Source organism: Phenylobacterium composti DSM 19425 (assembly GCF_059568645.1).
On sequence record NZ_JCANTT010000011.1, the window covers coordinates 233,356 to 255,906 of the forward strand.

At 70.0% G+C, this 22,551-nt stretch carries 22 protein-coding genes; 10 read left to right on the forward strand and 12 right to left on the reverse strand.

The features are described 5' to 3' along the window. Positions 1-8: 8 nt before the first annotated feature. On the forward strand, positions 9-806 hold the full coding sequence (locus BO64_RS04110; protein WP_496402003.1) for an isocitrate lyase/PEP mutase family protein: 798 nt from the start codon (positions 9-11) through the stop codon (positions 804-806). A 30-nt stretch (positions 807-836) separates the two neighbouring features. Here BO64_RS04110 and BO64_RS04115 read toward each other — a convergent pair whose 3' ends face one another. Beyond that, positions 837-1,931 carry a CobW family GTP-binding protein gene (locus BO64_RS04115; protein WP_496402004.1) on the reverse strand — a complete coding sequence of 365 codons (1,095 nt, stop codon included), beginning with the start codon at positions 1,929-1,931 and terminating at the stop codon, positions 837-839. 72 nt (positions 1,932-2,003) lie between these two features. Here BO64_RS04115 and dmeF point away from each other — a divergent pair, with 72 nt between their 5' ends. Continuing rightward, complete coding sequence (gene dmeF, locus BO64_RS04120; protein ID WP_496402005.1) at positions 2,004-2,966, forward strand: CDF family Co(II)/Ni(II) efflux transporter DmeF; 963 nt, start codon at positions 2,004-2,006, stop codon at positions 2,964-2,966. Between the two features lie 25 nt (positions 2,967-2,991). On the opposite strand, the gene BO64_RS04125 is transcribed toward dmeF, so the two are convergent. Continuing rightward, positions 2,992-3,405 (reverse strand): hypothetical protein, encoded by a 414-nt coding sequence (locus BO64_RS04125; RefSeq protein WP_496402006.1) that lies wholly within the window; start codon positions 3,403-3,405, stop codon positions 2,992-2,994. Positions 3,406-3,674: 269 nt separating this feature from the next. Here BO64_RS04125 and BO64_RS04130 point away from each other — a divergent pair, with 269 nt between their 5' ends. Beyond that, a complete protein-coding gene (locus BO64_RS04130; RefSeq protein ID WP_496402007.1) occupies positions 3,675-3,938 on the forward strand; it encodes a hypothetical protein in 264 nt (87 codons plus the stop codon). On the opposite strand, the gene BO64_RS04135 is transcribed toward BO64_RS04130, so the two are convergent. Then, positions 3,935-5,065 (reverse strand): helix-turn-helix domain-containing protein, encoded by a 1,131-nt coding sequence (locus BO64_RS04135; protein ID WP_496402008.1) that lies wholly within the window; start codon positions 5,063-5,065, stop codon positions 3,935-3,937. The two genes, BO64_RS04130 and BO64_RS04135, sit on opposite strands and share 4 nt — an antisense overlap. 173 nt (positions 5,066-5,238) lie before the next feature. Here BO64_RS04135 and BO64_RS04140 point away from each other — a divergent pair, with 173 nt between their 5' ends. Together BO64_RS04140 and BO64_RS04145 are read left to right on the forward strand one after the other, a co-directional pair. Then, positions 5,239-7,218 (forward strand): TonB-dependent receptor plug domain-containing protein, encoded by a 1,980-nt coding sequence (locus BO64_RS04140; RefSeq protein ID WP_496402009.1) that lies wholly within the window; start codon positions 5,239-5,241, stop codon positions 7,216-7,218. Between the two features lie 43 nt (positions 7,219-7,261). Beyond that, positions 7,262-8,638 (forward strand): hypothetical protein, encoded by a 1,377-nt coding sequence (locus tag BO64_RS04145; RefSeq protein WP_496402010.1) that lies wholly within the window; start codon positions 7,262-7,264, stop codon positions 8,636-8,638. On the opposite strand, the gene BO64_RS04150 is transcribed toward BO64_RS04145, so the two are convergent. From BO64_RS04150 to BO64_RS04160, 3 genes are all read right to left on the reverse strand, one after another. Next, complete coding sequence (locus BO64_RS04150) at positions 8,586-9,524, reverse strand: acyltransferase family protein (RefSeq protein WP_496402011.1); 939 nt, start codon at positions 9,522-9,524, stop codon at positions 8,586-8,588. The two genes, BO64_RS04145 and BO64_RS04150, sit on opposite strands and share 53 nt — an antisense overlap. A gap of 6 nt (positions 9,525-9,530) precedes the next feature. Then, positions 9,531-11,369 (reverse strand): DNA helicase RecQ, encoded by a 1,839-nt coding sequence (gene recQ / locus BO64_RS04155; protein WP_496402012.1) that lies wholly within the window; start codon positions 11,367-11,369, stop codon positions 9,531-9,533. 77 nt (positions 11,370-11,446) lie between these two features. Further along, a complete protein-coding gene (locus BO64_RS04160) occupies positions 11,447-13,186 on the reverse strand; it encodes an N-acyl-D-amino-acid deacylase family protein (protein ID WP_496402013.1) in 1,740 nt (579 codons plus the stop codon). 151 nt (positions 13,187-13,337) lie between these two features. Between BO64_RS04160 and BO64_RS04165 the strand changes: the two genes are divergently transcribed. Then, the gene (locus tag BO64_RS04165) at positions 13,338-13,463 is read left to right on the forward strand and encodes a hypothetical protein (RefSeq protein ID WP_496402014.1); all 126 of its coding nucleotides are present in this window, start codon (positions 13,338-13,340) and stop codon (positions 13,461-13,463) included. Here BO64_RS04165 and BO64_RS04170 read toward each other — a convergent pair. Next, positions 13,460-13,924, reverse strand: coding sequence for a COG3650 family protein (locus tag BO64_RS04170; protein ID WP_496402015.1), 465 nt, complete (start codon positions 13,922-13,924; stop codon positions 13,460-13,462). The genes BO64_RS04165 and BO64_RS04170 overlap by 4 nt on opposite strands. An 88-nt stretch (positions 13,925-14,012) precedes the next feature. On the opposite strand from BO64_RS04170, the gene BO64_RS04175 reads away from it, so the two are divergent. The 4 genes from BO64_RS04175 (at position 14,013) to BO64_RS04190 (ending at position 17,203) form a co-directional block, all read left to right on the forward strand. Beyond that, positions 14,013-15,140 carry a DNA cytosine methyltransferase gene (locus BO64_RS04175; protein WP_496402016.1) on the forward strand — a complete coding sequence of 376 codons (1,128 nt, stop codon included), beginning with the start codon at positions 14,013-14,015 and terminating at the stop codon, positions 15,138-15,140. 97 nt (positions 15,141-15,237) lie between these two features. Next, positions 15,238-16,227: a cysteine synthase A gene (gene cysK, locus BO64_RS04180; protein WP_496402017.1), complete on the forward strand. Its 990-nt coding sequence runs from the start codon at positions 15,238-15,240 to the stop codon at positions 16,225-16,227. Further along, on the forward strand, positions 16,224-16,694 hold the full coding sequence (locus BO64_RS04185; protein WP_496402018.1) for a very short patch repair endonuclease: 471 nt from the start codon (positions 16,224-16,226) through the stop codon (positions 16,692-16,694). The genes cysK and BO64_RS04185 overlap by 4 nt, the downstream gene beginning before the upstream one ends. 5 nt (positions 16,695-16,699) lie before the next feature. After that, positions 16,700-17,203, forward strand: coding sequence for a GNAT family N-acetyltransferase (locus BO64_RS04190; protein ID WP_496402019.1), 504 nt, complete (start codon positions 16,700-16,702; stop codon positions 17,201-17,203). On the opposite strand, the gene BO64_RS04195 is transcribed toward BO64_RS04190, so the two are convergent. The 5 genes from BO64_RS04195 to BO64_RS04215 form a co-directional block, all read right to left on the reverse strand. Then, positions 17,200-17,757, reverse strand: a complete 558-nt coding sequence (locus tag BO64_RS04195) for a hypothetical protein (protein WP_496402020.1) — start codon at positions 17,755-17,757, stop codon at positions 17,200-17,202. The genes BO64_RS04190 and BO64_RS04195 overlap by 4 nt on opposite strands. 66 nt (positions 17,758-17,823) lie before the next feature. After that, entirely contained in the window at positions 17,824-18,303 is a 480-nt protein-coding gene (locus BO64_RS04200; RefSeq protein WP_496402021.1) for an OsmC family protein, read from the reverse strand. Between the two features lie 10 nt (positions 18,304-18,313). After that, positions 18,314-20,104: an acyl-CoA dehydrogenase C-terminal domain-containing protein gene (locus tag BO64_RS04205; RefSeq protein ID WP_496402022.1), complete on the reverse strand. Its 1,791-nt coding sequence runs from the start codon at positions 20,102-20,104 to the stop codon at positions 18,314-18,316. A 124-nt stretch (positions 20,105-20,228) separates the two neighbouring features. Next, positions 20,229-20,705, reverse strand: a complete 477-nt coding sequence (locus BO64_RS04210) for a MerR family transcriptional regulator (protein WP_496402023.1) — start codon at positions 20,703-20,705, stop codon at positions 20,229-20,231. A gap of 134 nt (positions 20,706-20,839) precedes the next feature. After that, entirely contained in the window at positions 20,840-22,516 is a 1,677-nt protein-coding gene (locus tag BO64_RS04215) for a lysine--tRNA ligase (protein WP_496402024.1), read from the reverse strand. Between the last annotated feature and the right edge of the window lie 35 nt (positions 22,517-22,551).

Sequence of the window (22,551 nt, forward strand, 5' to 3'; positions counted from 1 at the left end):
CCTTATAGATGAGCTACACCGCCAAGGCCGAAGCCTTCCGCAACCTGCACCGGGGCGCCGAGATTCTGGTGCTGCCCAACGCCTGGGACGCCGCCAGCGCCGCCGTCATGGCCGACGCCGGCGCCAAGGCCGTGGCCACCTCCTCGGCCGCCGTCGCCTGGGCCCACGGCTATGCCGACGGCGACCTGCTGCCGGTGGACAAGGCGGTGCTGACCGTCGCCGAAATCACCCGGGTGGTGGACGTGCCGGTCACCGCCGACTTCGAGGGCGGCTACACCGACGACCTTGGCCAGCTCGTGGAGAACGTCACCCGGGTGGTCGAAGCCGGGGCGGTGGGCATCAATCTGGAGGACGGTGATCGCCCGCCCGAGCTGCATGCGGCGAAGATCGAGGCGATCAAGACGGCCCTCGGAGACCGGGTCTTCGTCAACGCCCGCACGGACGTCTATCTGCGTGGCCTCGCTGACGGTCCCGCGGCGTTCATCGAGACCGTCGCCCGGGCCGAGCGCTACCGCGCGGCCGGCGCTGACGGGATCTTCGTGCCGGGGCCGTCCGATCCGGACCTGATCGGCCGCCTCGCCAGCGAGATCCGTCTGCCGCTGAACATCATGGGCTGGGCGGGCGTGCCGAATGCGGCGCGGCTGCAGGCGCTGGGCGTGCGGCGGCTGTCGACCGCCACCAATCCATTCCGCGTGGCCTATGCGGCGCTGGCCCGGGCGGTGGAGGCTTTCGTCCGCGACGGCGATCCCGACGCCCTGGCCCGGACGGCCGAGGGGGCTCCGGCGCTGCAGCAGCGGTTCGGCTAGGAGCGGGCGGGGCCGCCCCCAGCGAGGCTTCTAGGCGGCGATGCAGCTCTCGAAGCCGGCGCGCAGGGCGGCCTCGTTGAGGTTGCGGCCGATGAATACCAAGCGCGAATAGCGCTTGTCGCTCTCGCGCCACGGGCCCTGGAAGTCGCCTTCCAGGATCATGTGCACCGCCTGGAACACCAGCCGCCGGTCCTCGCCCTTGATGTCGAGGATGCCCTTGGCGCGCAGGATGTCGACGCCCTGGGTCTGCAGGACGTTGTTCAGCCAGGCCGTGACGCGATTGGCGTCGATGGGCTTGTCTGCGGTCAGCGAGATCGAGGTGATGCCGCTCTCGGCCACGTGGTCGTGGATGTGCCCATGATCATGTCCGTGGTTGTGGCCATGATCGTGATCATGGTCATGCCCATGGTGATGGTGGTCATGGTCGTGACCGTGGTGGCTGCAGTTCTCGTCGTGCACATGGCCCGGCTCGCCGTGGGCCGGGTTGAGGAAGTCGGGCTGCAGCTCGGTCACCCGGGCCAAGTCAAAGGCGTGGCGGCCGAGGATCGCATCCAGCGGCACGTTCGAGCGCTCGGCCCGGCGGATCGGCGCCAGCGGGTTCAGGGTGCGGATCGCCTTTTCCACCTCGGCCAGCTCGGCCTCGGAGACGAGGTCGACCTTGTTGAGGATGATCTGGTCGGCGAAGGCGATCTGCTCGGCCGCCTCCTTGGAGTCCTTCAGGCGCAGCGGCAGGTGCTTGGCGTCGACCACCGTGGTCACGCTGTCCAGCTCGGTGCGGGCGCGCACGTCATCGTCCACGAAGAAGGTCTGGGCGACGGGCGCGGGATCGGCGAGGCCGGTGGTCTCGACGATGATGGCGTCGAACTTGCCCTTGCGCTTCATCAGGCCGGAAAGCACCCGGATCAAGTCGCCGCGCACGGTGCAGCAGACGCAGCCGTTGTTCATCTCGAAGACCTCTTCGTCCGCGCCGACGATCAGGTCGTTGTCGATGCCCACCTCGCCGAACTCATTGACGATGACGGCGTATTTCTTGCCGTGGTCCTCGGAGAGGATGCGGTTCAGGAGGGTGGTCTTGCCCGCGCCGAGGTAGCCGGTCAGGACGGTGACTGGGGTCTTGTCGCTCATGGGCGACCATGTAGGGCCACGGCGCGAACTTATGAAGTAGCGTTCTCACTCTGAGATGTTATAAAATAACACATGACGATGGCCGAGCGCCCCGAAATCCGCGTCGAACCCCTCGACGCCTTCCGTCAGGACCGGACCTATCTCGGGGCCGACCACCGCCGGAATGAACGCCGCACCTGGATCGTGACCGCGATCTGCGTCGCCACCCTGGCGGTGCTGGTGGTGGGCGGCGTGGTCACGGGCTCGCTGGCGCTGACCGCCGCGGGCCTGCACATGGCCGCCCACGTGGTCGCCCTGCTGGTGGCCGCCGGCGCCTATGTTCTGGCGCGGCGCAACGCTGGCAATCCCGCCTTCAGCTTCGGCACCGGCAAGCTGGGCTATCTGGCGGGCTTCGCCAACGGCATGGTGCTGGCCCTCACCGCGGTGATTATCGCCGGCGAGAGCGTCGAGCGCATCCTCAACCCGCATGTGGTCGACTATCACGGCGCCGTGCCGATCGCCGCCGCCAGCCTGGCGATCACCCTCGTCTGCATCTGGCTGCTGCGGCCGGGCCGCGCCCATGCCACCCGCAACGACCCGGACGGGGACCTCAACCTCTCGGCCGTCCACCTGCACCTAACCGCCGACGCCGCCGTCTCGGTCCTGGTCCTGGCGGCGGTACTGATCGGCCAGCAGTTCGACTGGCGTTTCGCCGATCCCCTTGCGGGCCTTCTGGCCGCCCTGCTGGTGGCGCAGTTCGCCGTGAAGCTGCTGAAGCGCGCGGGGGCGGCCCTGCTGGACATCAACCCCTCGCCCGAACTCACCACCGAGGTCCGCGCCCGCCTGGCCAGCGGCGGCGAGCGGGTCATCGACCTGCATCTCTGGCGTCTCGGCCCGGGCCACCATGCAGTGATCGCGGTGATCGCAGCCGACCATCCCCAGCCGGCCGAGGCTTATCGCGCCCGCCTCGCCGGGCTCGCGGGCCTGTCGCATGTGACGGTGGAGGTGCGCGGGGCGGACCACGCCCACGACCACTGCGGCCACAGCCACGGCTGAACGGCAAGCCGCCCAGCGGTCAGGCTCAGGGCAGATCGATGCCCTTGACGACGGTGAGCTTGATGGGCTCGCCGTGCATGTCCTTGCCGGTCCAGACCGCGCCGATGCCGCCATCCGAGGGGAAGTCGGTGCAGTAGCTGATCGGCACGGGGATCGGCTTGGACTGCTTCAGGCAGACCTGTTCGCCTTTCACCGTCCATTTGCCCGAGGAGGCCTTGCCGCGTCGGCCGATGGCGTCCCAGGTGCCGTCCGCGTGCAGCCAGATGCGCTGATAGCGGCCATCGGGATACAGGGCCTTGACCGTGTTGCCGAAGGCCGCCTGCACCCCGCGGGGCTCGGCGGCCTTGGCGGGCGCGGCCTGGGCGTTGAGCCCGAAGAACAGGGCGTAGGCCGTGATGGTGGTGCGGACGAGGCTCGAGGCGGCAGGTCTGAAGCGCATGAGTTCTGAAACGCGAGACGTTGGACGGGGCGCCGGATCGGCGGGGAAGGCGCCACACCTGCCCCGGCGCATGTGAACCGAAGCTGACTGAACCCGCCGGGACGCCCCGAGAACCGGATGGCGGGCGGCGCTCCATGCCGTCATCGGGCCGCGGTGTCCATAGCCGGGCCCGCGGAACTTCGACGGGCGGCTTCCGTTGCTCCGCCATGCCTCACGTCCACCGCCAAGGCGCCTGCCTGGCGAACGCCGCAGCTTCCAGGAGGATCAGGATGTTCCGTTCAGCCGCCTTCGCGCTGGTCCTGGCGGGCCTCGCCGCCTGCGCCGAGACCGGCGGGGAAAGAACCGCCGCCGCCACGGACTCGACCCGCGACACCTCTGCGCAGTCGCCGATGACCGTGAACCCCGCGCCGCCCGGAACCACGCCGGACACCCAAGGCCAGCCCATGCCGGCCACGCCGCCGACCCTCAGCGAGGATCCGGCGGGGCAGCAGGACGACGCCATGCCGCCGGGGCCGGTCAATCCGCCGCGCTAGGGCGCCTCTCCGTCCGGGATGACAGGCGTCGCCGACAGGTTTGTGCGGCCGACGCCCTCCACACGGTAGAGCAGGCCCTCGGCCTTGGGCGCAACCGTCCGATTGCGGCGGCCATCGGCAGCGATCTCCGCCACCTGCATGAGGCCGATGTCGCGGGCCCCGGCGATCACCACGAAGCGGTTGCCGGCTGGTCCCTGGAACGCCGCGAGATAGCCGTAGTCCTGGTTCGGGCGACCGGCATGGGCCGGACCCGCCGTGCTGACGAACGTCTGGCTGGTGCGGCGGTCGATCAGCTCGTCGAAGGTCTCCCCGATGGCGTAGCGCGAACGCTCGAACACCGGGTCCTGCAGCAGCCGCAGCCCTGACAGATAGCCCACATAGACGATGTCGAAGTCCTTCAGCATCGCCGGCGTGAGCTGCGAGGAGGTCACCAGCCGCAGGCGCTCGTCCTCCCTGGCCAGGCGTCGAGCCAGGGGCATCACCTGCCGAAGCGCCAGGGTCGCGCCCACCGGCGTGTAGTAGGTGTCGAGGTCCACATAGCGGCCCTGGAGTTCGGGCCGGGCCATCAGATAGCCGTCGAGGTCGGCGGGCGAGTTGATGTCGAACGCCCGGATCATCCGCACCGGCGTCTCGCCGTGCTCGGTATCGCCGAAGATGTAGTAATCGCCCACCACCACCAGCACCGGCCGCTCGGCGCCGAAACCGGCCCAGAGGGGGGAGGCCGCCGCCCGGTCCAGCTCCCGCATCGGCGCCGTGGCCCGCAGCGTCCAGGCGCCGCCGATCCCGGCGAGGGCGAGAAGGACGAACCCGGCCGCCATGATCCAGGGCGTGCGGCGGCGAGGTGCGGACGCTTTCACCTCGGCCGTTTCAGAGGGCGGCGCTTCGACAAGCGTCAGGCGGTATTCGCCCAGCGGGACCGCCAGGCGCGGCGAGCGATCCGCGTAGAACGCGTCCAGCTTGCGCCGCAGCCGGTGGACATAGACCCGCACCGAGGCGTCGCCCGCCAGATCCAACGTCCGGCCGAAGACGTCCGCGGCGATGTCGGCTTCGCGCACCGGCCGCCCGGCCAGAGCCTGCTCAGCGAGGTAGTCGAACAGCCGCGAAAGCCCCTGGGAGCGACCCAGCACGCCGCTCTCCCGAACCCGCGCGATCTCCGCCTCCAGGCCGCCCATCGCTGTCGCTGTAACCCCCGTGTAACGCCGGGCGAACCGTAAAGTACGAGCCCGCCCGCGCGACGGTCCTTATCGCCATACCCGAGTTTCGGCCAACAACAATCGGCGAGCGTCGAGGGACTGGAGAGATGAGGAGATTCCTGCTCGCGGGGGCGGCGCTGTCGTGCCTGACCGCCACGGGCCTGGCCACGGGCGCCTGGGCCGAGACGGCCGATGTGGACGAGCTGGTGGTCACCGCCGCCCGGCTGGAAGAGACCCTGCCGCAGGAGCTGGCCCGCTATGGCGCGGACCTCTCGGTCATCGATGAGGCCACCCTGCGCAATAACCTCTATATGGACATTTCCCAGGCGCTGCAGATGCAGGCGCCGGGCCTCTATCTGGCCCCACGCAACGGGCCGTTCTCCTACGTCGATATCGCCCTGCAGGGCTCGCGGACGGGCGACGTCCTGTGGCTCGTGGACGGCGTACGGATCAACAACCGGCTCTACACCTCCACCAGCCCCGCTGACACCCTGCCGGCCAGCATGGTCGAGCGGATCGAGGTGCTGAAGGGCGGTCAGAGCCTGTTCTACGGCACCCAGGCGGTCGCCGGGGCCATCAATGTCGTCACCCGCGGCTATTCCGACACCTTCGACGGCCGCGTCACGGCGGGCGTCGACACCCACGGCGGCGTCCGGGCCGACGCCTATGTGCGGGACGCCATCGGCCGCCACCGCTTCGTGGCCTGGGCGTCCAAGGACGAGTCCGAAGGCTATCGGAGCTTCGACGTCTTCCAGCCGAGCGCCACCGACCGCAAGCGCGGCTATGACGTGGTCAGCTTCGGCGGCAAGTACGGGGTGGATCTGGCCGATGGCCTCGCGCTGAACCTCTATGTTCAGCACACGGACGCGCACCTCGAATATCCGAACCCGCGCCTCACCCGCCTGTCGTTCAACGACCGCGACGAGGAGATCGCCAGCGTCAGCCTCGACTGGACGGCCCGCGACGACATCCAGCTTTCGGTGAAGGGCTACTATCACGACTGGGATACGGTCTATTCGACGGTGAACAACGTCCCCCGCGATCCGACCGCCGCGCCGGTGATCGTCGATGACCTCACCTACTGGGGCTACGAGGACTACGGCGTCAGCGTCCTGGCCAAGCTGAACCTGCATCGCGGGTTCGAGTACCAGCTCGGCTATGACTTCCAGAATTTCAACGGCCGCGACGACGTGCTGCTGATCGCCGACCGGACCGAGAAGGTGCACGCCGTCGTCGCCCAGGTTCGCACCACCGACGATCTCTTCGACCGCGCCCGCTTCGCCGCCGGGGTCCGCCACAATCGCACCGGCGAAACCGAGACGACCATCTGGAACGTCTCCGGACGCTGGGACGCCACCGACAGCCTCTACCTGGAAGGCATGGCCGGCGCCGCCTTCCTGCTGCCCAGCGCCGAGCAGCTCTACGGAATCGACCCCTGCTGCGCGGTGGGCAATCCGAACCTGGAGGCCGAGGAGAGCCTCAATTTCAACGCCTCGATCGGCGGCCAGGCCGGCCCCCTGGACTGGAAGCTCACGGGTTTCGCCCGCAAGGTCGAGAACCTGATCATCGACGACTACGACCAGCCGGGCCTGCCCGACGGCGTCTACATCAACACCGATGGCAAGGTGCGCTTCCGCGGCTTCGAGGCCGAGGCGACGGTCCAGCTCGGCGGCGCGCTCTTCGTTCGCGGCGCCTATTCCCACACCCGCGCCCGAACCGCCGGGGCGGGCGTCCAGTTCGAGCGGGTGCCGAAAGACCAGGCCAAGGCGACGGTCGTCTGGCAGCCGGCGGACCGCCCCTACGGCGCTTCGGCGAGTCTCCTCTGGACTGGAGAGGTCGCGTCAAACGTCTCCGGGTTCGGCCGGGTGAAGTACGGCGACTATACGGTGGTGGATCTCGCCGCGCATGTGCTGCTCGACGGCGTGGGCGGTCGCCACAAGCTGGCCGCGCGGATCGAGAACGTCCTGGACGAGGACTATGCGACCCGGGTCAATTCGGCCGTGGTGGACGGTTCCACCGCCCGCTTCCTCTACCGCTTCCGCGGCGCGCCGCGGGCCCTGCATGTGAGCTACGCCTATAGCTTCTAAGCCGAAACCTCAGCGCAAGCCCTGGGCGCCGCGCTGGCTGGTGGTGACGCACCGCTATCTGGGCGTCGCCATGGGCCTGCTCATGCTCGTCTGGTTCGTCAGCGGCGTCGTGATGCTGTTCGTCCGCTGGCCGGAGGTGACCGAGCCCGAGCGGACGGCGGGCCTTGCGCCGATTCCCTGGGCCGCCTGCTGCGACTTCTCCAGCTTCGGTCCCGGCCAGCGCCTGGAGGACGGCGTCATCGAGGCCGTGGCCGGCCGACCGGTGCTGCGCAGCGGCGGCGAGACCTATGACCTGGCCCGTGGCGGGGTCCTGGAGCCGCTGACCGTGGCCGAGGCGCTGGCCGTGGCGGCCGCCCATACCGGGCGCACGCCGGTCTCCGCCCGCCTGGTCGAGCGCGACCAGTGGACCGTCACCGGCTATTTCAACGCCCGCCGGCCGTTCTGGCGGGTGGAGGTGGGCGATCCGGCCCGGACGGTGGTCCATGTCTCGGCCCGCACCGGCCAAGTGGCGCAGGTGACCACCCGGGCGAGCCGGGTGCTGGCCTGGCTCGGCCCGATCCCCCACTGGCTCTATCCGCAGGTTCTGCGTCAGGACGGCAGGCTCTGGACCCAGGTGGTGATCTGGACCTCGCTCGCCGGCGTCTTCCTCACCGTCACCGGGATCTACCTTGGCCTGATCGCCTGGCGGCCGTGGCGGGACGAGCGGCTCTCGCCCTTCCGGGGCGTCATGCTGTGGCACCATCTGACGGGCCTGGCGGCGGGCCTGCTCACCCTCACCTGGGTGCTTTCGGGCCTGCTCTCCATGCAGCCGTGGGGCCTGTTGGAGAGCGGCGAGGATCCGGCCCGCGCCCGTTACGCCGCCGCCGCCATCACCGTCGCCGAGCTGGGCGAGGCTCTGGAACGCCTCAAGGCCGAAGATCGGCCGGTGCGGCAGGTGCGGCTCGCGCCTTTTCGTGGCCGGCTTTCCCTGGTCGTGGACGGTCGGCGCCTGGCCGGCCCGCCCAGAGAGGCCGAGCTGCGCTGGGCGACGACCGTGCTCGGTCATATCGCCTCCCAGGGGCTGATGCAGAAGGAGGACGCCTACTGGTACGGCCACCATGACACGGTGAAGCTGCCTGTGTGGCGGGTGATCCGCGCCGACGGGACGCGCGACTACATCGATCCCGAGACCGGCGAACTCTTGCGGTCGGTGGATCAGGCCGCCCAGGGCTTCCGCTGGTGGCATCTCGCCCTGCACCGGCTGGACATGATCTCCGGGTTCGACCGGGGCCCGGCCTGGGCCGGGGCGATGACGGTGCTGCTGCTGTTTGCGGGGTTCAGCGTGGCGATCGGGGTGTGGCTCGGATGGCGGCGCATCCAGGCCGACGTCACCAGGCTCGTCCCTCGCCGCCGGCCGACTCCCCGGCGACGCGCGGCTTGAGGCGCATCGCCGGCCGCTCCACGAGGAACCAGCTGGCCACCGCGAACGGCAGGACCGCCAGGATCGCCGTGACCACGTTCAGCTGTCCCATCAGCGCCAGCTGCTGCTGGATCGGGAAGGCGTAGATATAGACCCCATAGCTGAGGTCCGCCGGCAGCTTGCCGGGGCGGGAGAGACCCGCCACCGCCGTCGGCAGGGCCAGGGGGCCCACGAACGGGAAGGCCAGGGCCGAGAGCGCGCCCAGCCACAGCGGAACCTTCGCCCTGGTCAGCCACAGGGCCGAGCCGGCGAAGAACAGGAAGCCGTTGCGCCCGGCGAGGACCGCGATGCGGCTCCATTGTTCGTCGGCCCAGCCCGGGGTGGTGACGACCAGCGAAAGCCAGGCGCCGGCGCACAGCCCGGCCAGGGCCACGACAAGCTTCAGGTTGGCCCGGATCAGCATCAGCACCAAGTAGAAGGTGAACTCGAGCCGCAGGGTCCACAGCACGCCGTTGACCACGCCGGCGTGGGGTGCGTCCGCAAATACGCCCGGCAGTTCGTAGGTGGCCGGATAAAGCAGGGCGTTGCGCACCACATAGAGCGTCGCGCCGCGCCAGTATTCCGCCTGGGGCGCGGTGGTGACGAAGGCCAGCAGGACCACCGTGAGAACGAGGGAGACGATCAGCCCCGGCTCGATCCGCAGGATGCGCTTCAGGAGATAGCTCTTCGGGTCGCGCTGGTAGCTGCCCGTGACCAGGAAGCCGCTGATCACGAAGAAGACCGAGACGCCCAGCGCTCCCAGGTCCTCGACCCCGCGGATGGTCAGCGGCGGCTCGCCCGAGAGCGGGAAGGTGTGGCTCACCACCACCAGCAGGGCGGCGAGGAGGCGCATGAGGTCGAAGCTCATGGCGGCCTAGCCTTCGAAGCCGCGCACCACGTCCAGCACGGCCTCGCCGTAGTGCGCGAGCTTGGCCTCGCCGACGCCGCTGATCCGCTCCAGGGCCGCCCGGCTGCCGGGGCGGGCCTGGGCGATCTCGGCCAGGGTCCGGTCGTGGAAGATCACATAGGGCGGCACGTGCTGGGCCTTGGCCTCCCGCGCCCGCCAGGCCTTCAGCGCCTGGAACAGCGGCGCATCGGCCGGCGACAGCGGCGGCTCCTTCTGCTTGCGGCGCGGCCGTTGGGCGGGCTCGTCCTCGATCTTGCGCATGACGACGCGCCGCTCGCCCCGGAACACCGCCCGCACGCCGTCGGCGTCGCCGATGCCCACCAGCGGGCGGCCGTCATTGGGGTCCTCGCGCAGCAGCCCCTCGAACAGCAGCTGTTCCAGAAGGTCGCGCCATTGCAGGGCCGACAGCTCGGAGCCGATGCCCCAGGTGGACAGGCCCGCCTCCCAGTCGGTGACGTCCTTGGTCCGCCCCAGCAGGTGGTCCACCACCCGCCCGCGCCCGACCCGTCCGCCCAGCCGGTGGGCGGCCGACAGCGCCTTCTGGGCGGCCTCGGTGGCGTCGGTGGTCTCGATCTCGCCAGTGCACAGGTCGCATTGGCCGCAGGGTTTCACCCCGCTCTCGCCGAAGTAGCGGCGCACCGCCGCCGCCCGGCAGGCGACGCCGTCGAGCATGGCGTAGAGCTGGCGCAGCTTGCGGACCTGCACCTGCTTGACGCCCTCGTCCACGTCGCGCTCGGCGATCCGCCGAAGGGCCCAGGCGAGGTCGGAGGCGCCATAGAGGGTGATGCCCTCGGCCGGTTCGCCGTCGCGGCCCGCCCGGCCGATCTCCTGCCAGTAGGCCTCGATGGAGGCCGGCGGGTCGGCGTGGATGACGAAGCGGACGTCCGGCTTGTCGACGCCCATGCCGAAGGCGATGGTCGCCACCATCACCGCCGCATCGGCTTCCAGGAACTGCTCCAGCCGCTCGGTTCGCAGGTTGCGGTCGAGGCCGGCGTGATAGGCCAGGGCCGGCGCCCCGGCCTGGCGCAGGGCTTCGGCCAGCTTCTCGGTGCCGTCGCGCGAGCCGGCATAGACCACGCCCGACTTGCCGGGCCGCGCCGCCACCAGCTCGACCACGCGCTTTTCCTTGGAGCCCTTCTTGCGCTCGGCCGACAGGATCAGCTCGGGCCGGGCGAAGCTCGCCACGAACTCGGCGCAGCCCTCCAGCCGCAATTCCGCCCGGATGTCCTCGCGGGTGCGCGCGTCGGCGGTGGCGGTGACCGCCAGCCGCGGCACGGCGGGGAAGAGCTCGGCCAGTCGTCCCAGCATCCGGTACTCGGGCCGGAAGTCGTGTCCCCACTGGCTCACGCAGTGGGCCTCGTCGATGGCGATCAGGGCGAGGGACGTGCGCGCCAGCCGGTCCAGCATGGTCGGCTGCATGAGGCCTTCAGGCGAGACATAGAGCAGGTCAAGTTCGCCGCGCTCGATGCGTCGCCAGGTCTCGGTGCGCTCGTGCAGGTCGACATTGGAGTCCAGCCGTGCGGCCGCCACGCCCGACTGCTGCAGCGCCGCCACCTGGTCGGTCATCAGGGCGATCAGCGGCGAGACCACGAGGCCCAGGCCCGGCCGCAGCATGGCGGGGATCTGGTAGCACAGGCTCTTGCCGCCGCCCGTGGGCAGCACGGCCATGGCGCTGCGCCCGGCCAGGACCTCGCCGATGACGTCGGCCTGCAGGCCCCGGAAGTCGGCGTGTCCGAACGTGCGGCGCAGGACGTTCCGCGCCGCCTCCAGCGACGGAACCCTCTCCTCTGCGTGAGCGGCGTGCATGGGGGCCCTTATGGCCCAATTCGCGCCGAGGTCGATGCGACCTTTCCCGCCCGGCCGGGGCCGGGGCGCCCGCCGAGCTACTCCGCCGCCAGGGCCTGCGGGGCGGCCTGGGCGCCGCGCAGGAGCCGACCGGGCAGGGCCCCGGTGGGCTCGCCGTCGCGGTAGGTTACCTCGCCCGCCACGATGGTGGCCACATAGCCCTCGGCCCGCTGGAGCAGCCGCCGTCCGCCCGCCGGCAGGTCGTAGGCCACCTCGGGCGGGCGCAGCTTCAGCCGGTCGTAGTCGATGACATTGAGATCGGCGCGGTAGCCCGGGGCGATCAGCCCCCGGTCGAACAGGCCCACGGTCTCGGCTGTATCCCGGGTCTGGGCCTTCACCATGCGCTCCAGCGGCAGTTTCGCGCCGCGGGTGCGGTCACGCGTCCAGTGGGTGATGTTGAAGGTGGGGAAGCTGCCGTCGCAGATCATGCCTACATGCGCCCCGCCGTCCGAGAGGCCCGGGACGCAGTGGGGGTGGCTCAGCATCGCATGGGCCGGGTCGAGGGTGTGCCGGGCGTAGTTGAGGAACGGCAGGTACAGCATGCCCCGCCCGCCGTTGCTCAGCATGTGATCCAGGGCCACCTCGGCCGGATCGCGCCCCTCCCGGACGGCGATGGCGGCGACGGTCGTGTCGGAAGTCGGCTCGTAGTCCGGCTCCTCGCCCATCAGGAACATGTTGTCCCAGGCGCGCGGCTGGGTTCCGGCGAAGCCCTCGGCGGCGGCCGCCTCCTCGGCCAGCAGCCGCGCACGGAAGGCCGGGTCGGACAGCCGCGCCACCTTGGCCGCCAGCGACAGGTCGCGGATCTCGCCATAGGCCGGATGCTGGCTGAACGGGTTCATGGTCAGCTCGAAGCCGAACAGCACGCCCACGGGCCGGCCGGCCACCTGGGCGCGGATCGGCAGGCCGTCGGCGTTGGCCTGCGATAGCCACGCCAGCATCATCTGGTAGCTGTCGGGGGCCCGGGGGCTCTGCAGCAGGCTGAACGACAGCGGACGGCCCGAGCGCTCGACGATCCGGCGCAGCATGGCCAGTTCGGCGGCTGGTTCGGCGAAGTCGGACACCACCTGCAGAACGCCACGGCCGGCGGCGGCCAGGCCCAGGGCGATGCCGGTCAGCTCGTCCTCGCCGGCGGTGAGGGTGGGCGTCGGCTGGCCGTCCGAGGTGCGGTGGTTCAGGGTGCGCGAGGTGGAGAAGCCCAGCGCCCCCGCCTCGGCCGCCCGTTTGGCGATGGCCGCCATGGCGTGGATGTCAGCCTCGGTGGCCGGCTCGCGGTCGGCGCCGCGCTGTCCCATCACGAACACCCGCAGGGCCGCGTGAGGCAGCTGGCTGCCGATGTCGACGTCGAACCGCCGCCGTTCCAGGGCGTCGAGATAGTCGGGGAAGCTCTCCCAGTTCCACGGCAGGCCCTGGCTGAGCACCGGGAAGGGAATGTCCTCCACGCCCTCCATCAGCCGCACCAGCAGGTCGTGGTCTTCGGCCCGGCAGGGAGCGAAGCCGACGCCGCAGTTGCCCATGACGACGGTAGTGACCCCGTGCCAGGACGAGGGTTGCATCCGCTCATCCCAGGCAGCTTGCCCGTCATAGTGGGTGTGGATGTCCACGAAGCCCGGGGTCACCAGCAGGCCGCGGGCGTCGATCTCCTCGGCGCCGGCGCCGGACAGCCGCCCCACGGCGGCGACGCGGCCGTCCTTGACGCCCACATCGGTCTCGCGCAGCGGTCCGCCCGAGCCGTCCGCCACGGTCCCGCCGCGGATCACCAGGTCGAAGGCCTTTTCCATGGCGCGCCTCCCTAAGGGCCGGGCGTCTCAAGGCGCCCTTTGCCGGCATCTAGCCGCGCGGACGCCGCGTCAGGTCAAGCAGAACCGGGCCTCTGCCTTAGGAACCTCGCCGTCTCCGAGGGGTTCGATGACGCCTGATGAAAGGAAGATCATGCCGATCAAAGCCCTGATGGCCCTGGCGGCCCTGGCGATCGCGGTGGGCTTCACCCTTCCCGGTCGGGAAGGCGGCGAAGCCCAGGCCGAAGTCGGCCAGATCCCGATGCTGGAGCTGGGTTAGCCCTGACCGGCCTCGCGGGGCAGGGCGTCGCTCCGCGCCGCGCAGCCCCGCAGGGTCTCGCCCGTCACCAGCTCCACCTCGGCGGTCATGGGATAGCGCAGGTCGCTCATGCCGTCCGAACATTCGCTGACATAGAGCGTCACCTTCAGGCTCGCCCCGCCGGGCCCGGCGGCCTGCCATTCGCCGCGCCCCGGCGAGATGGCCGCCCCTGGCGCTTCGTAGCTCACCGGCGTCTCGCCCATCCGCTCCAGCGTGAGGGTCCCGCCGTCGATCCTGAGGGCCCAGAACGGCTCGGTCCCCCGGGCGGTGATCGGGGCGCTGAAGTCGGTGGTGGTCGGACCAGGCGGCAGGGCCGCATCAGTCGGGGCGTCGGCGGGCGCCGGCGCGGGCGCGCCATCCGGCGCCTGGGGCTGGCAGGCCGGGAGCAGCAGCGCGGCGGCGAGGATCGGTAGGTGACGCATCACCGCAGCAAAGCCCTCATTCAGGACGGCCGCAAGGCGCTTTGGTCGCCGGATGATGGATCGCAGCAAATCACGCTAGGGTCGGGCCGTGGGCGCGACACCCTTCAGCTTCTACGAGTTCTTCGCCGGCGGCGGCATGGCGCGCCTGGGGCTCGGCGAGCGCTGGGCCTGCGCCTTCGCCAACGACTTCGACCCGGTGAAGGCGTCCACCTACCGCGCCAATTTCCCGGACGCCGAGGGGCACTTCCGCGAGGGCGACGTCTGGGCGCTTTCGGCCGCCGACCTGCCGGGCGAAGCCGACCTCGCCTGGGCTTCCAGCCCCTGTCAGGACTTCAGCCTCGCCGGCGCCCGGGCGGGGCTGGAGGGCGGGCGCTCCTCGGCATTCTTCGGCTTCTGGAAGCTGATGCAGGCCCTGCAGGGCGAGGGCCGCGCCCCGCGCCTGATCGTCATCGAGAACGTGGTCGGCCTGCTCACCTCCCGCGGCGGGGCCGATTTCGCCGCCCTCGGCCGCGCCCTCGCCGAGGCGGGCTATGTGTTCGGGGCGCTGGAGATCGACGCCGCCTGCCTCCTGCCGCAGTCGCGGCCCCGGGTGTTCGTGGTGGCCTCGCGGATCGCGCCGCCCGCCGCGCTTTCCGGGGACAGCCCCTTCCATACCCGGGCCGTCCGTCAGGCCCACATCGGCCTGCCTCATGACCTGAAGGCCGCCTGGGTGTGGTGGCGTCTGGCCCCGCCCCCCGCCCGCAACATCGACCTGTCGGCCCTGCTGGAGCCGGACGAGGCTGTCGTCTGGCGCTCGGAGGCCGACACCGAGCGCCTTCTGTCGCTCATGGCGCCGCATCATCGCGCCCGCCTGTCCGGCCATCGGGGCCGGGCGGTAGGCGCCGTGTTCCGGCGGACCCGCATCGAGGACGGCCGCCGGGTGCAGCGGGCCGAGGTCCGGTTCGACGGGCTCGCCGGTTGCCTGCGCACCCCCCGGGGCGGCTCCTCGCGCCAGACCCTGGTGGTGGTGGAGGACGGCCATGTCCGCAGCCGGCTCCTCAGCCCCCGGGAAGCCGCCCGGCTGATGGGCCTGCCGGACACCTATCAGCTGCCAAAGCCGGCCACAGCCGCCCTGCATGTGGCGGGGGACGGCGTCGCCGTGCCGGTGGTCCGCTGGCTGGCCCAGGAGCTGCTGGAGCTCCTTCTGGCGCCCGCCTCGGTCATGGCCGCTGAGTAAATCTGCAAGCGGCGCCAGGCGCGGCGCCTTCCCAAACGCCGCAGAAAGCCTAGGTTCACGGGGCCAGCTTCCAGCCTTTGAGACCTGAGACCCTGCCATGGACGCTACTCCCGACAAGGCCTACGACGCCGCCCGCTACCGCCGCGCCGGCCGGGGCAAGATTTACGACTCCATCCTCGACACCGTGGGCGACACGCCCCTGGTGCGCCTGCCGCACCTCACCGAGGCGCTGAAGCCCAAGGCCGAGGTGGTGGCCAAGCTCGAGTTCTTCAATCCGGTGGCCTCGGTGAAGGACCGGATCGGTGTGGCGATGATCGAATATCTGGAGGCCAAGGGCATCCTGAAGCCCGGCGGGGTGATCATCGAGCCCACCTCCGGCAACACCGGCATCGCCCTGGCCTTCGTGGCCGCGGCCAAGGGCTACAAGCTCACCCTGGTCATGCCCGAGAGCATGTCCATCGAGCGCCGCAAGATGCTGGTGATCCTGGGCGCCAAGCTCGAGCTCACCCCGGCCGAGAAGGGTATGGCCGGCGCCGTCGCCCGGGCCAAGGAGCTGGTCGAGGCGACCCCCGGCGCGGTCATGCCCCAGCAGTTCGACAACGCCGCCAACCCGCTGATCCACCGGGTCTCCACCGCCGAGGAGATCTGGAACGACACGGAGGGGCGCGTGGACGTGGTGGTCTCCGGCGTCGGCACCGGCGGCACCATCACCGGCGTCGGCCAGGTACTGAAGGCCCGCAAGCCCTCGGTGAAGATGGTCGCCGTCGAGCCCGAGGCCTCTCCGGTGCTGTCAGGCGGCAAGCCCGGCCCGCACAAGATCCAGGGCATCGGCGCGGGCTTCGTGCCCTCGATCCTGGACCGCGGCGTCATCGACGAGATCGTCCAGGTCTCCAACGACGACAGCTTCGCCATGGCGCGCCGGGTGGCCCGCGAGGAAGGCGTCCCGGTGGGCATCTCCTCCGGCGCGGCCCTGACCGCCGCCTTCGAAATCGCCAAGCGCGATGACATGGCCGGCAAGCTCGTGGTGGCCATCGTGCCGTCCTTCGCCGAGCGCTACATCTCGACGGCGCTGTTCGAAGGGCTGTGACATCCCACCCGTCCGACGAGGCCGCGGCGACGGACGTCTTCGATCCGGAGACCCGTTCGGCGGTCATGCGGCGGGTCAAAGGCAAGGACACCGCGCCCGAGATGATCGTGCGGCGGGCGCTCACCCGGCTGGGCGCCCGCTATCGCCTGCATCGCAAGGACCTGCCGGGCAGTCCTGACATCGTCATGCCCGGACGTCGGCTGGCGCTCTTCGTGCACGGCTGTTTCTGGCACGGCCACGACTGTCCCCGGGGCGCACGGGTCCCCAAGCAGAACCGCGACTACTGGACCGCCAAGGTCGGGCGGAACGTCGCCCGGGACGCCCGCAACCGTGAGGCTCTCGCCACGGCCGGCTGGCGCGTGGTCACGATCTGGGAATGCGAGCTGAAGGATCGGGCAGGCCTGGAGGCGCGCCTGACTGAGCTGCTCGGCTCGCTTGACCCGGCGCGCGGGCGCGTCCCCACCTGACAGGCATGAACCTGACCATCCAACGCCTGGACGCGGCCGCGGTCCCGCGGCTGGCCGAGATCCTGCAGGAGACCGTCGCGGCCGGCGGCTCGGTGCATTTCATGGACCCGGTCCCCGAGGGCGCGGCCGAGGCCTACTGGTCGAGCGCCGTCGCCGACGCCGGACGCATCGTCCTCGGCGCTTTCGTGGACGACCGGCTGGAGGGCACGGTGACCCTGTGGCTGGACACCCCGCCCAACCAGCCGTTCCGGGGCGAGATCTGGAAGCTGATGGTCGCTCCCGCGGCCCGCGGCCAGGGGCTCGCCCGGGCCCTCATGATCGAGGCCGAGCGGCTGGCGGTCGAGCACGGCCGCACCCTCCTCAACCTGGACACCGCCGTGGAAGGCGGCGCCTCCGAGCTCTACGAGTCCCTGGGCTGGACCCGGGCCGGGGTGATCCCGGACTATGCCTACAAGCCCCAGGGCGGAGCCGTTGGCACGGCCATCTACTGGAAGAAGCTGCCCGCCTAGCGTCGCCCGAAGAGGCGGGCGAAGAACCCGCCGCCCCCGGCCGGCTTGAGCGGGGTCAACGAAGGATCCTCCGTCTCGCCCGGCCGGAAGCCGAAGATCGCCATGCCCAGGTTGAGCGGCACCTCATAGATGAAGTCGACGGGATATTCGTCCTCGTCTTCGTCCTCCGCCGCCTGCTCGGCCTGAGCCTGAGCGCGAAGCTCCTCGAAGGGGGCGGGCGGCTTACCGCTCACGGCCAGCCGCTCGTCCTCGCTGGAATCACAGACGATTCGCCAGATTTCGCGCCCGCCTTCATAGCCGCGGGCCTCGCTGCGCATGACATGGTCTTCCTGCCGGCAGGCCACCGTCGGTGCGCCCAAGGTCACAAGCCGCTCAAGCGGCTTGCCGAAGCCCCGATCCGGATTTTCGTCCAGATAAAGCAGCCATCCGCCAGGCAGCTCGCCAAGGCTCTGGCGGATGCGCCCGCCTTTGCCGCTGGCCTCCATGCCCAGGGCCTCAAGCGCAGCCTCTCGCGTGACGCCGCGCACGGCGACCCAGGCCAAGGAATATCCCATAGCTCCACCTCCCGTTTGTCGAGAGGCTGCAGTCAAGCTTGAGTTGTGTCAAGAACGTATGGGGAACTAGGCGTCCGCCGCGACGTCTTCCACCGCCACCTCGGTCTTCACCGAATTGGCGATGAAGCATTCCTCGTGCGCCTCATGGTGGAGGGCATGGGCCTCTTCGGGCGTCGGGCGGCGGCCCTCATAGGTGATCTGCGGCCTGAGGGTCACGCGGGTGACCGCCATGCGGCCGTCGGCGTTCTTCTCCATGACGCCCACCGCCTCGTCCCGGTAGCGAGTGACCACGAAGCCTTTCAGCCGCGCCATGTGCAGGAAGGTGAGCATGTGGCAGTTGGAGAGGGCGGCGACGAACATCTCCTCGGGATCCACCGCCCCGGGCGCCGCCCACCGGTTTCCCACCACATGGGCCGAGGCGGTCGCCGGCATCACATGCTCTGCGAAGCGCACGGTATGGCCGCGGCTGTAGCGCCCCTTGAGAAAATCCTCGGCGCCGACGCCCGGCTCCAGGGACCACTCGATGGTTGCGCGATAGCTGGCCATGGAACCTCCGTTAGAACGCCTCGGCGGGAAGCCTCATCATCAGGTCCGCGCCGGTTTTCAGTTTAGCCAGATGGGCGCTGGTTTCAGGCAGAATACGATCGACATAGTACCGTCCGATGACGAGCTTGTTCGCGTAGAACGGATCGGTGTCGCCCGCGGCGATCTTCGCCTGAGCCGCCTTGGCCATCATCGCCCACATATAGGCGAGCGCCGTCAGACCGAAGAGCTGCAGATAGTCGGTGGAGGCCGCGCCGGCGTTGTCCGGGTTGGCCAGGCCATTCTGCATCAGCCACATGGTGGCCTCCTGCAACTCGCCCTTGGCCTTGGCGACGCCCTCGATGAACGGCTTGAGTTCGGCGTCGGCCTCGGCGTTGTCGGCCACGAAGCCGTCCAGCTCGGCGAAGAAGCTCATCACGCCCCGGCCGCCGTCGGCCGCCAGCTTTCGGCCCACGAGGTCCAGGGCCTGGACGCCGTTGGTGCCCTCGTAGATCAGGGCGATGCGCACGTCGCGCAGGTACTGGCTGGCCGGGAAGTGTTCGGTGAAGCCCGAGCCGCCATGCACCTGCATGGCCTCGGAGCAGACCTTGAAGCCCCGGTCGGTGAGGAACGCCTTCACCACCGGCGTCATCAGGGCCATGTAGTCGCGGCCCTTCTGCTGGACCGTCTCGTCAGGGCTGGCGTGGCTGAGGTCGCCGTGCAGGGCGGTCCAGGCCATGAAGGCGCGGCCGCCCTCGATGATCGCCCGGCTGTCCATCAGCATCCGCCGCACGTCCGGGTGGACGATGATGGGGTCGGCGGGGCCGTCGGGGTTCTTGGGGCCGGTGAGCGAGCGGCCCTGGAGCCGATCCTTGGCGAAGGCGACGGCGGCCTGATAGGCGGCCTCGGCCTGGGCCAGCCCCTGCAGGCCCACCCCGAGCCGCGCCTCGTTCATCATCACGAACATCAGCTTGAGGCCCTGGTTCTCCTGGCCGACGAGCCAGCCGGTGGCCTCCTCATGGCTGATCACGCAGGTGGCGTTGCCGTGGATGCCCATCTTTTCCTCGAGCCCCAGGCACTTCACCGAGTTGCGCTGGCCTGGGTTGCCGTCGGCGTCGGGGATGAACTTCGGCACGATGAACAGGCTGATGCCGCGCGTTCCCGCGGGCGCGCCTTCGATCCGCGCCAGCACCAGGTGGACGATGTTCTCGGTCAGGTCCTGTTCGCCGCCCGAGATCCAGATCTTCTGGCCGGTGATCTTGTAGGTCCCGTCCGGCTGCGGGACCGCCTTGGTGCGCAGCAGGCCGAGATCTGTGCCGCAGTGCGGCTCGGTGAGGTTCATGGTCCCGGCCCATTGGAACGAGACCAGCTTGGGCAGGTAGAGGTCCTTCTGCTCCTGCGTCCCGCCGGCGAGGATCGCCGAATAGGCCCCGTGGGTGAGGCCCGGATACATGGAGAAGGCCATGTTCGCCGAGGAGCTCATCTCGGAGAAGGCTACATTGACCACATGCGGCAGGCCCTGCCCGCCATAGGCCGGATCCGAGCCCAGGGCCGGCCAACCGCCTTCCACCAGCTTGGCGTAGGCCTCCTTGAAGCCGGTCGGCGTCTTCACCGTGAAGTCGGGGCTCCAGGTGCAGCCTTCCTTGTCGCCCACCGCATTGAGCGGGGCGAGCACCTCGGAGGTGAACTTGCCCGCTTCATCGAGGATGGCCTCCACGGTCTCCATGGAGGCGTCGGCGAAGGCCGGGAGGTCGGCGTAGCGGTCGAGCTGCAGCACGTCGCGCAGCAGGAACACATAGTCCCGCACGGGGGGCTGGTAGGACATGGCTACTCCGGAGCAAGCCAAGGGAGCGTGACGGCTCCCGACATAATCCTTGCGGGCCGCGCGAGCTAGGCTCGCGCGGCCCTGCGTTCGCTCGTCGGCCGGCGTCCGGCCGAGGCGCGGGCCCTTAGGCCTCGCTGTGCTCCACGCCGTCCAGCCGGCGGCGCAGCACCTGATCATAGTCGGCCGCCCGGGGCAGAAGGTCGGGCCGGGTTTCCGCCAGCCGCTTCTCCATCTGGGCGATGCCTTTCTGCAGCTGGTCGATGGCCGCGTCGATGTCCTGCTTCTGCTGCTCCAGGGCGACGATGCGCTCCTTGAACTTGCGCAGGCTCTTGGCCGCCTGGGCGGCGCCGGACTCGTCGGCGTCGTACAGGTCGAGGATCTCGCCGATCTCGGCCAGGGATAGGCCCACCCGCTTGCCGCGCAGGATCAGCTGCAGGCGGGCGCGGTCGCGATAGGAATAGACCCGGTTCATGCCGTCCCGGGCGGGGTTCAGCAGCCCCTTGTCCTCATAGAAGCGCAGGGCGCGCGGCGTGCATTTAAACTCCAGGCAGAGCTGCCGGATCGTATAGGTGCGCATCGGCCGGCGCAGGTCCGTGGGCATGAAATCCTCCCTTAGGTTTCACACGCCGCGGCAGCTAAGGGCGGGGTTACGTTTACGTCAAGGGTAGATGAACGACGTTCACCTACGAGCCTCACCCAGGGTGAGGCCCGCGGTGGTCCGCTTCGAACAGGAGGTCAGGCCGAGACGAGTTCGCCCCGCAGGGCCCGCTCGATCAGGTCGATGGTGCGGTCGATGCCGAAGATCGCCACGAAGGAGCCGAACCGGGGGCCCTGGCTCTGGCCCAGCAGCACTTCGTAGAGGGCGGCGAACCACAGGCGCAGGGGTTCGAAACCGGCGGCCTTGCCCACCTCGAACACCTCGTTCTGGATCGCCTCGGCGTCGGCGCCTTCCGGCAGGGCCTTCAGCCGGGCCACCAGGGCCTCCATGGCCGCCCGCTCCTGGTCGGTGGGCTCCCGGAAGCGCTTCGAAGGCTTCACGAAGTCTTCGTAGTAGTTGAGGGCGAAGCCCACGAGGCGCTCGAGGATCGGCTCGTTCTCCGGCGTGGCGCCCGGCAGGTAGCGCTCTAGGAAGGCCCAGAGGATCTCCTTGGTGGAGGCGTCGGCGGCCGAGACCAGGTTCAGCAGCAGGCTGAAGCTGACGGGCGAACCCTTCTCGGGCGGCGCCCCGCGGTTCACGTGCCAGGCCGGGTTGTCGAGGTTGACCTTGCCCGCCGCCCGGTCGCGATTGAAGGCGTCCAGGTGCGACAGATATTCGTCCGTCGCCTTGGGGATCACGTCGAAGTACAGCCGCTTGGCCGACTTCGGGCTCTGGAACATGTAGTAGGTCAGGCTCTCGGGCGCGCCGTAGCGCAGCCATTCCTCGATGGTCAGGCCGTTGCCCTTGGACTTCGAGATCTTCTGGTTGTTCTCGTCCATGAAGAGTTCGAAGTGGAAGGCCTCGGGCGGCTCGCCGCCGAGGGCCCGGACGATCTTGTTGGACACCCGGACGCTGTCCACGAGGTCCTTGCCCGAGGCCTCGAAGTCCACCTCCAGGGCGGTCCAGCGGGCGGCCCAGTCGGGGCGCCACTGCAGCTTCACATGGCCGCCGGTGACGGGCGTCTCGATGCGCTCGCCGTCCTCGTCGGCGAAGACGATGGCGCCCTTGGAGAGGTTGCGCTCCAGGGTCGGGACCTGAAGCACACGGCCCGTCTTGGGGCTGATCGGCAGGAAGGGTGAATAGGTGGCGCGCCGTTCCTCGCCCAGGGTCGGCAGCATGATCGCCTGGATGGCGTCGAACCGCTCGAGGATGCGCAGCAGCACCTCGTCGAACCGGCCGGACTTGTAGGTCTCGGTCGAGCTCATGAAGGTGTACTCGAAGCCGAAGCTGTCGAGGAAGGCGCGCAGCCGGGCGTTGTTGTGGTGCCCGAAGCTCTCGTACTGGCCGAAGGGGTCGCGGACCGAGGTGACCGGCTTGTCGCGGTCTTCCTCCAGCATCTCGCGGTTAGGCACGTTGTCGGGAATCTTCCGCAGGCCGTCCATGTCGTCCGAGAAGACGATCAGGGTGGTCGGGATGGCGTCCTCGGTCAGGGCCCGGAAGGCGTTGCGCACGATGGTCGGCCGGGTGGCCTCGCCGAAGGTGCCCAGGTGCGGCAGGCCGCTGGCGCCATAGCCGCACTGGAAGACCACGGGCTTGGCCAGGGCCGGCAGGCTCGCCACCGCCTCATGGAACTTGCCCTGGGCGAACAGGCTGGACGCCAGGTCGCGCTCGGCGTCGGTAAGGCGCAGGCGGGTGATGCGGTCGAGCAGGATCCGGGCCTGTTCGAACGGCCAGCTCTTCGCGTCGCGCGCCTGATGGGAAAGACCTTGCAGCATGGCGCGCGGCCTAGCGCCCAGGGCCGCCGCGCTCA

Coding starts and splice junctions, on each gene's coding strand:
- BO64_RS04110 (WP_496402003.1), top strand. CDS start 9: ATGAGCTACACCGCCAAGGCCGAAGCCTTCCGCAACCTGCACCGGGGC.
- BO64_RS04205 (WP_496402022.1), bottom strand. CDS start 20,104: ATGTCCTACCAGCCCCCCGTGCGGGACTATGTGTTCCTGCTGCGCGAC.
- BO64_RS04200 (WP_496402021.1), bottom strand. CDS start 18,303: ATGGCCAGCTATCGCGCAACCATCGAGTGGTCCCTGGAGCCGGGCGTC.
- recQ (WP_496402012.1), bottom strand. CDS start 11,369: ATGCACGCCGCTCACGCAGAGGAGAGGGTTCCGTCGCTGGAGGCGGCG.
- BO64_RS04195 (WP_496402020.1), bottom strand. CDS start 17,757: ATGGGATATTCCTTGGCCTGGGTCGCCGTGCGCGGCGTCACGCGAGAG.
- BO64_RS04115 (WP_496402004.1), bottom strand. CDS start 1,931: ATGAGCGACAAGACCCCAGTCACCGTCCTGACCGGCTACCTCGGCGCG.
- BO64_RS04130 (WP_496402007.1), top strand. CDS start 3,675: ATGTTCCGTTCAGCCGCCTTCGCGCTGGTCCTGGCGGGCCTCGCCGCC.
- BO64_RS04210 (WP_496402023.1), bottom strand. CDS start 20,705: ATGCCCACGGACCTGCGCCGGCCGATGCGCACCTATACGATCCGGCAG.
- BO64_RS04190 (WP_496402019.1), top strand. CDS start 16,700: ATGAACCTGACCATCCAACGCCTGGACGCGGCCGCGGTCCCGCGGCTG.
- BO64_RS04165 (WP_496402014.1), top strand. CDS start 13,338: ATGCCGATCAAAGCCCTGATGGCCCTGGCGGCCCTGGCGATCGCGGTG.
- BO64_RS04125 (WP_496402006.1), bottom strand. CDS start 3,405: ATGCGCTTCAGACCTGCCGCCTCGAGCCTCGTCCGCACCACCATCACG.
- BO64_RS04160 (WP_496402013.1), bottom strand. CDS start 13,186: ATGGAAAAGGCCTTCGACCTGGTGATCCGCGGCGGGACCGTGGCGGAC.
- cysK (WP_496402017.1), top strand. CDS start 15,238: ATGGACGCTACTCCCGACAAGGCCTACGACGCCGCCCGCTACCGCCGC.
- dmeF (WP_496402005.1), top strand. CDS start 2,004: ATGACGATGGCCGAGCGCCCCGAAATCCGCGTCGAACCCCTCGACGCC.
- BO64_RS04140 (WP_496402009.1), top strand. CDS start 5,239: ATGAGGAGATTCCTGCTCGCGGGGGCGGCGCTGTCGTGCCTGACCGCC.
- BO64_RS04215 (WP_496402024.1), bottom strand. CDS start 22,516: ATGCTGCAAGGTCTTTCCCATCAGGCGCGCGACGCGAAGAGCTGGCCG.
- BO64_RS04170 (WP_496402015.1), bottom strand. CDS start 13,924: ATGCGTCACCTACCGATCCTCGCCGCCGCGCTGCTGCTCCCGGCCTGC.
- BO64_RS04150 (WP_496402011.1), bottom strand. CDS start 9,524: ATGAGCTTCGACCTCATGCGCCTCCTCGCCGCCCTGCTGGTGGTGGTG.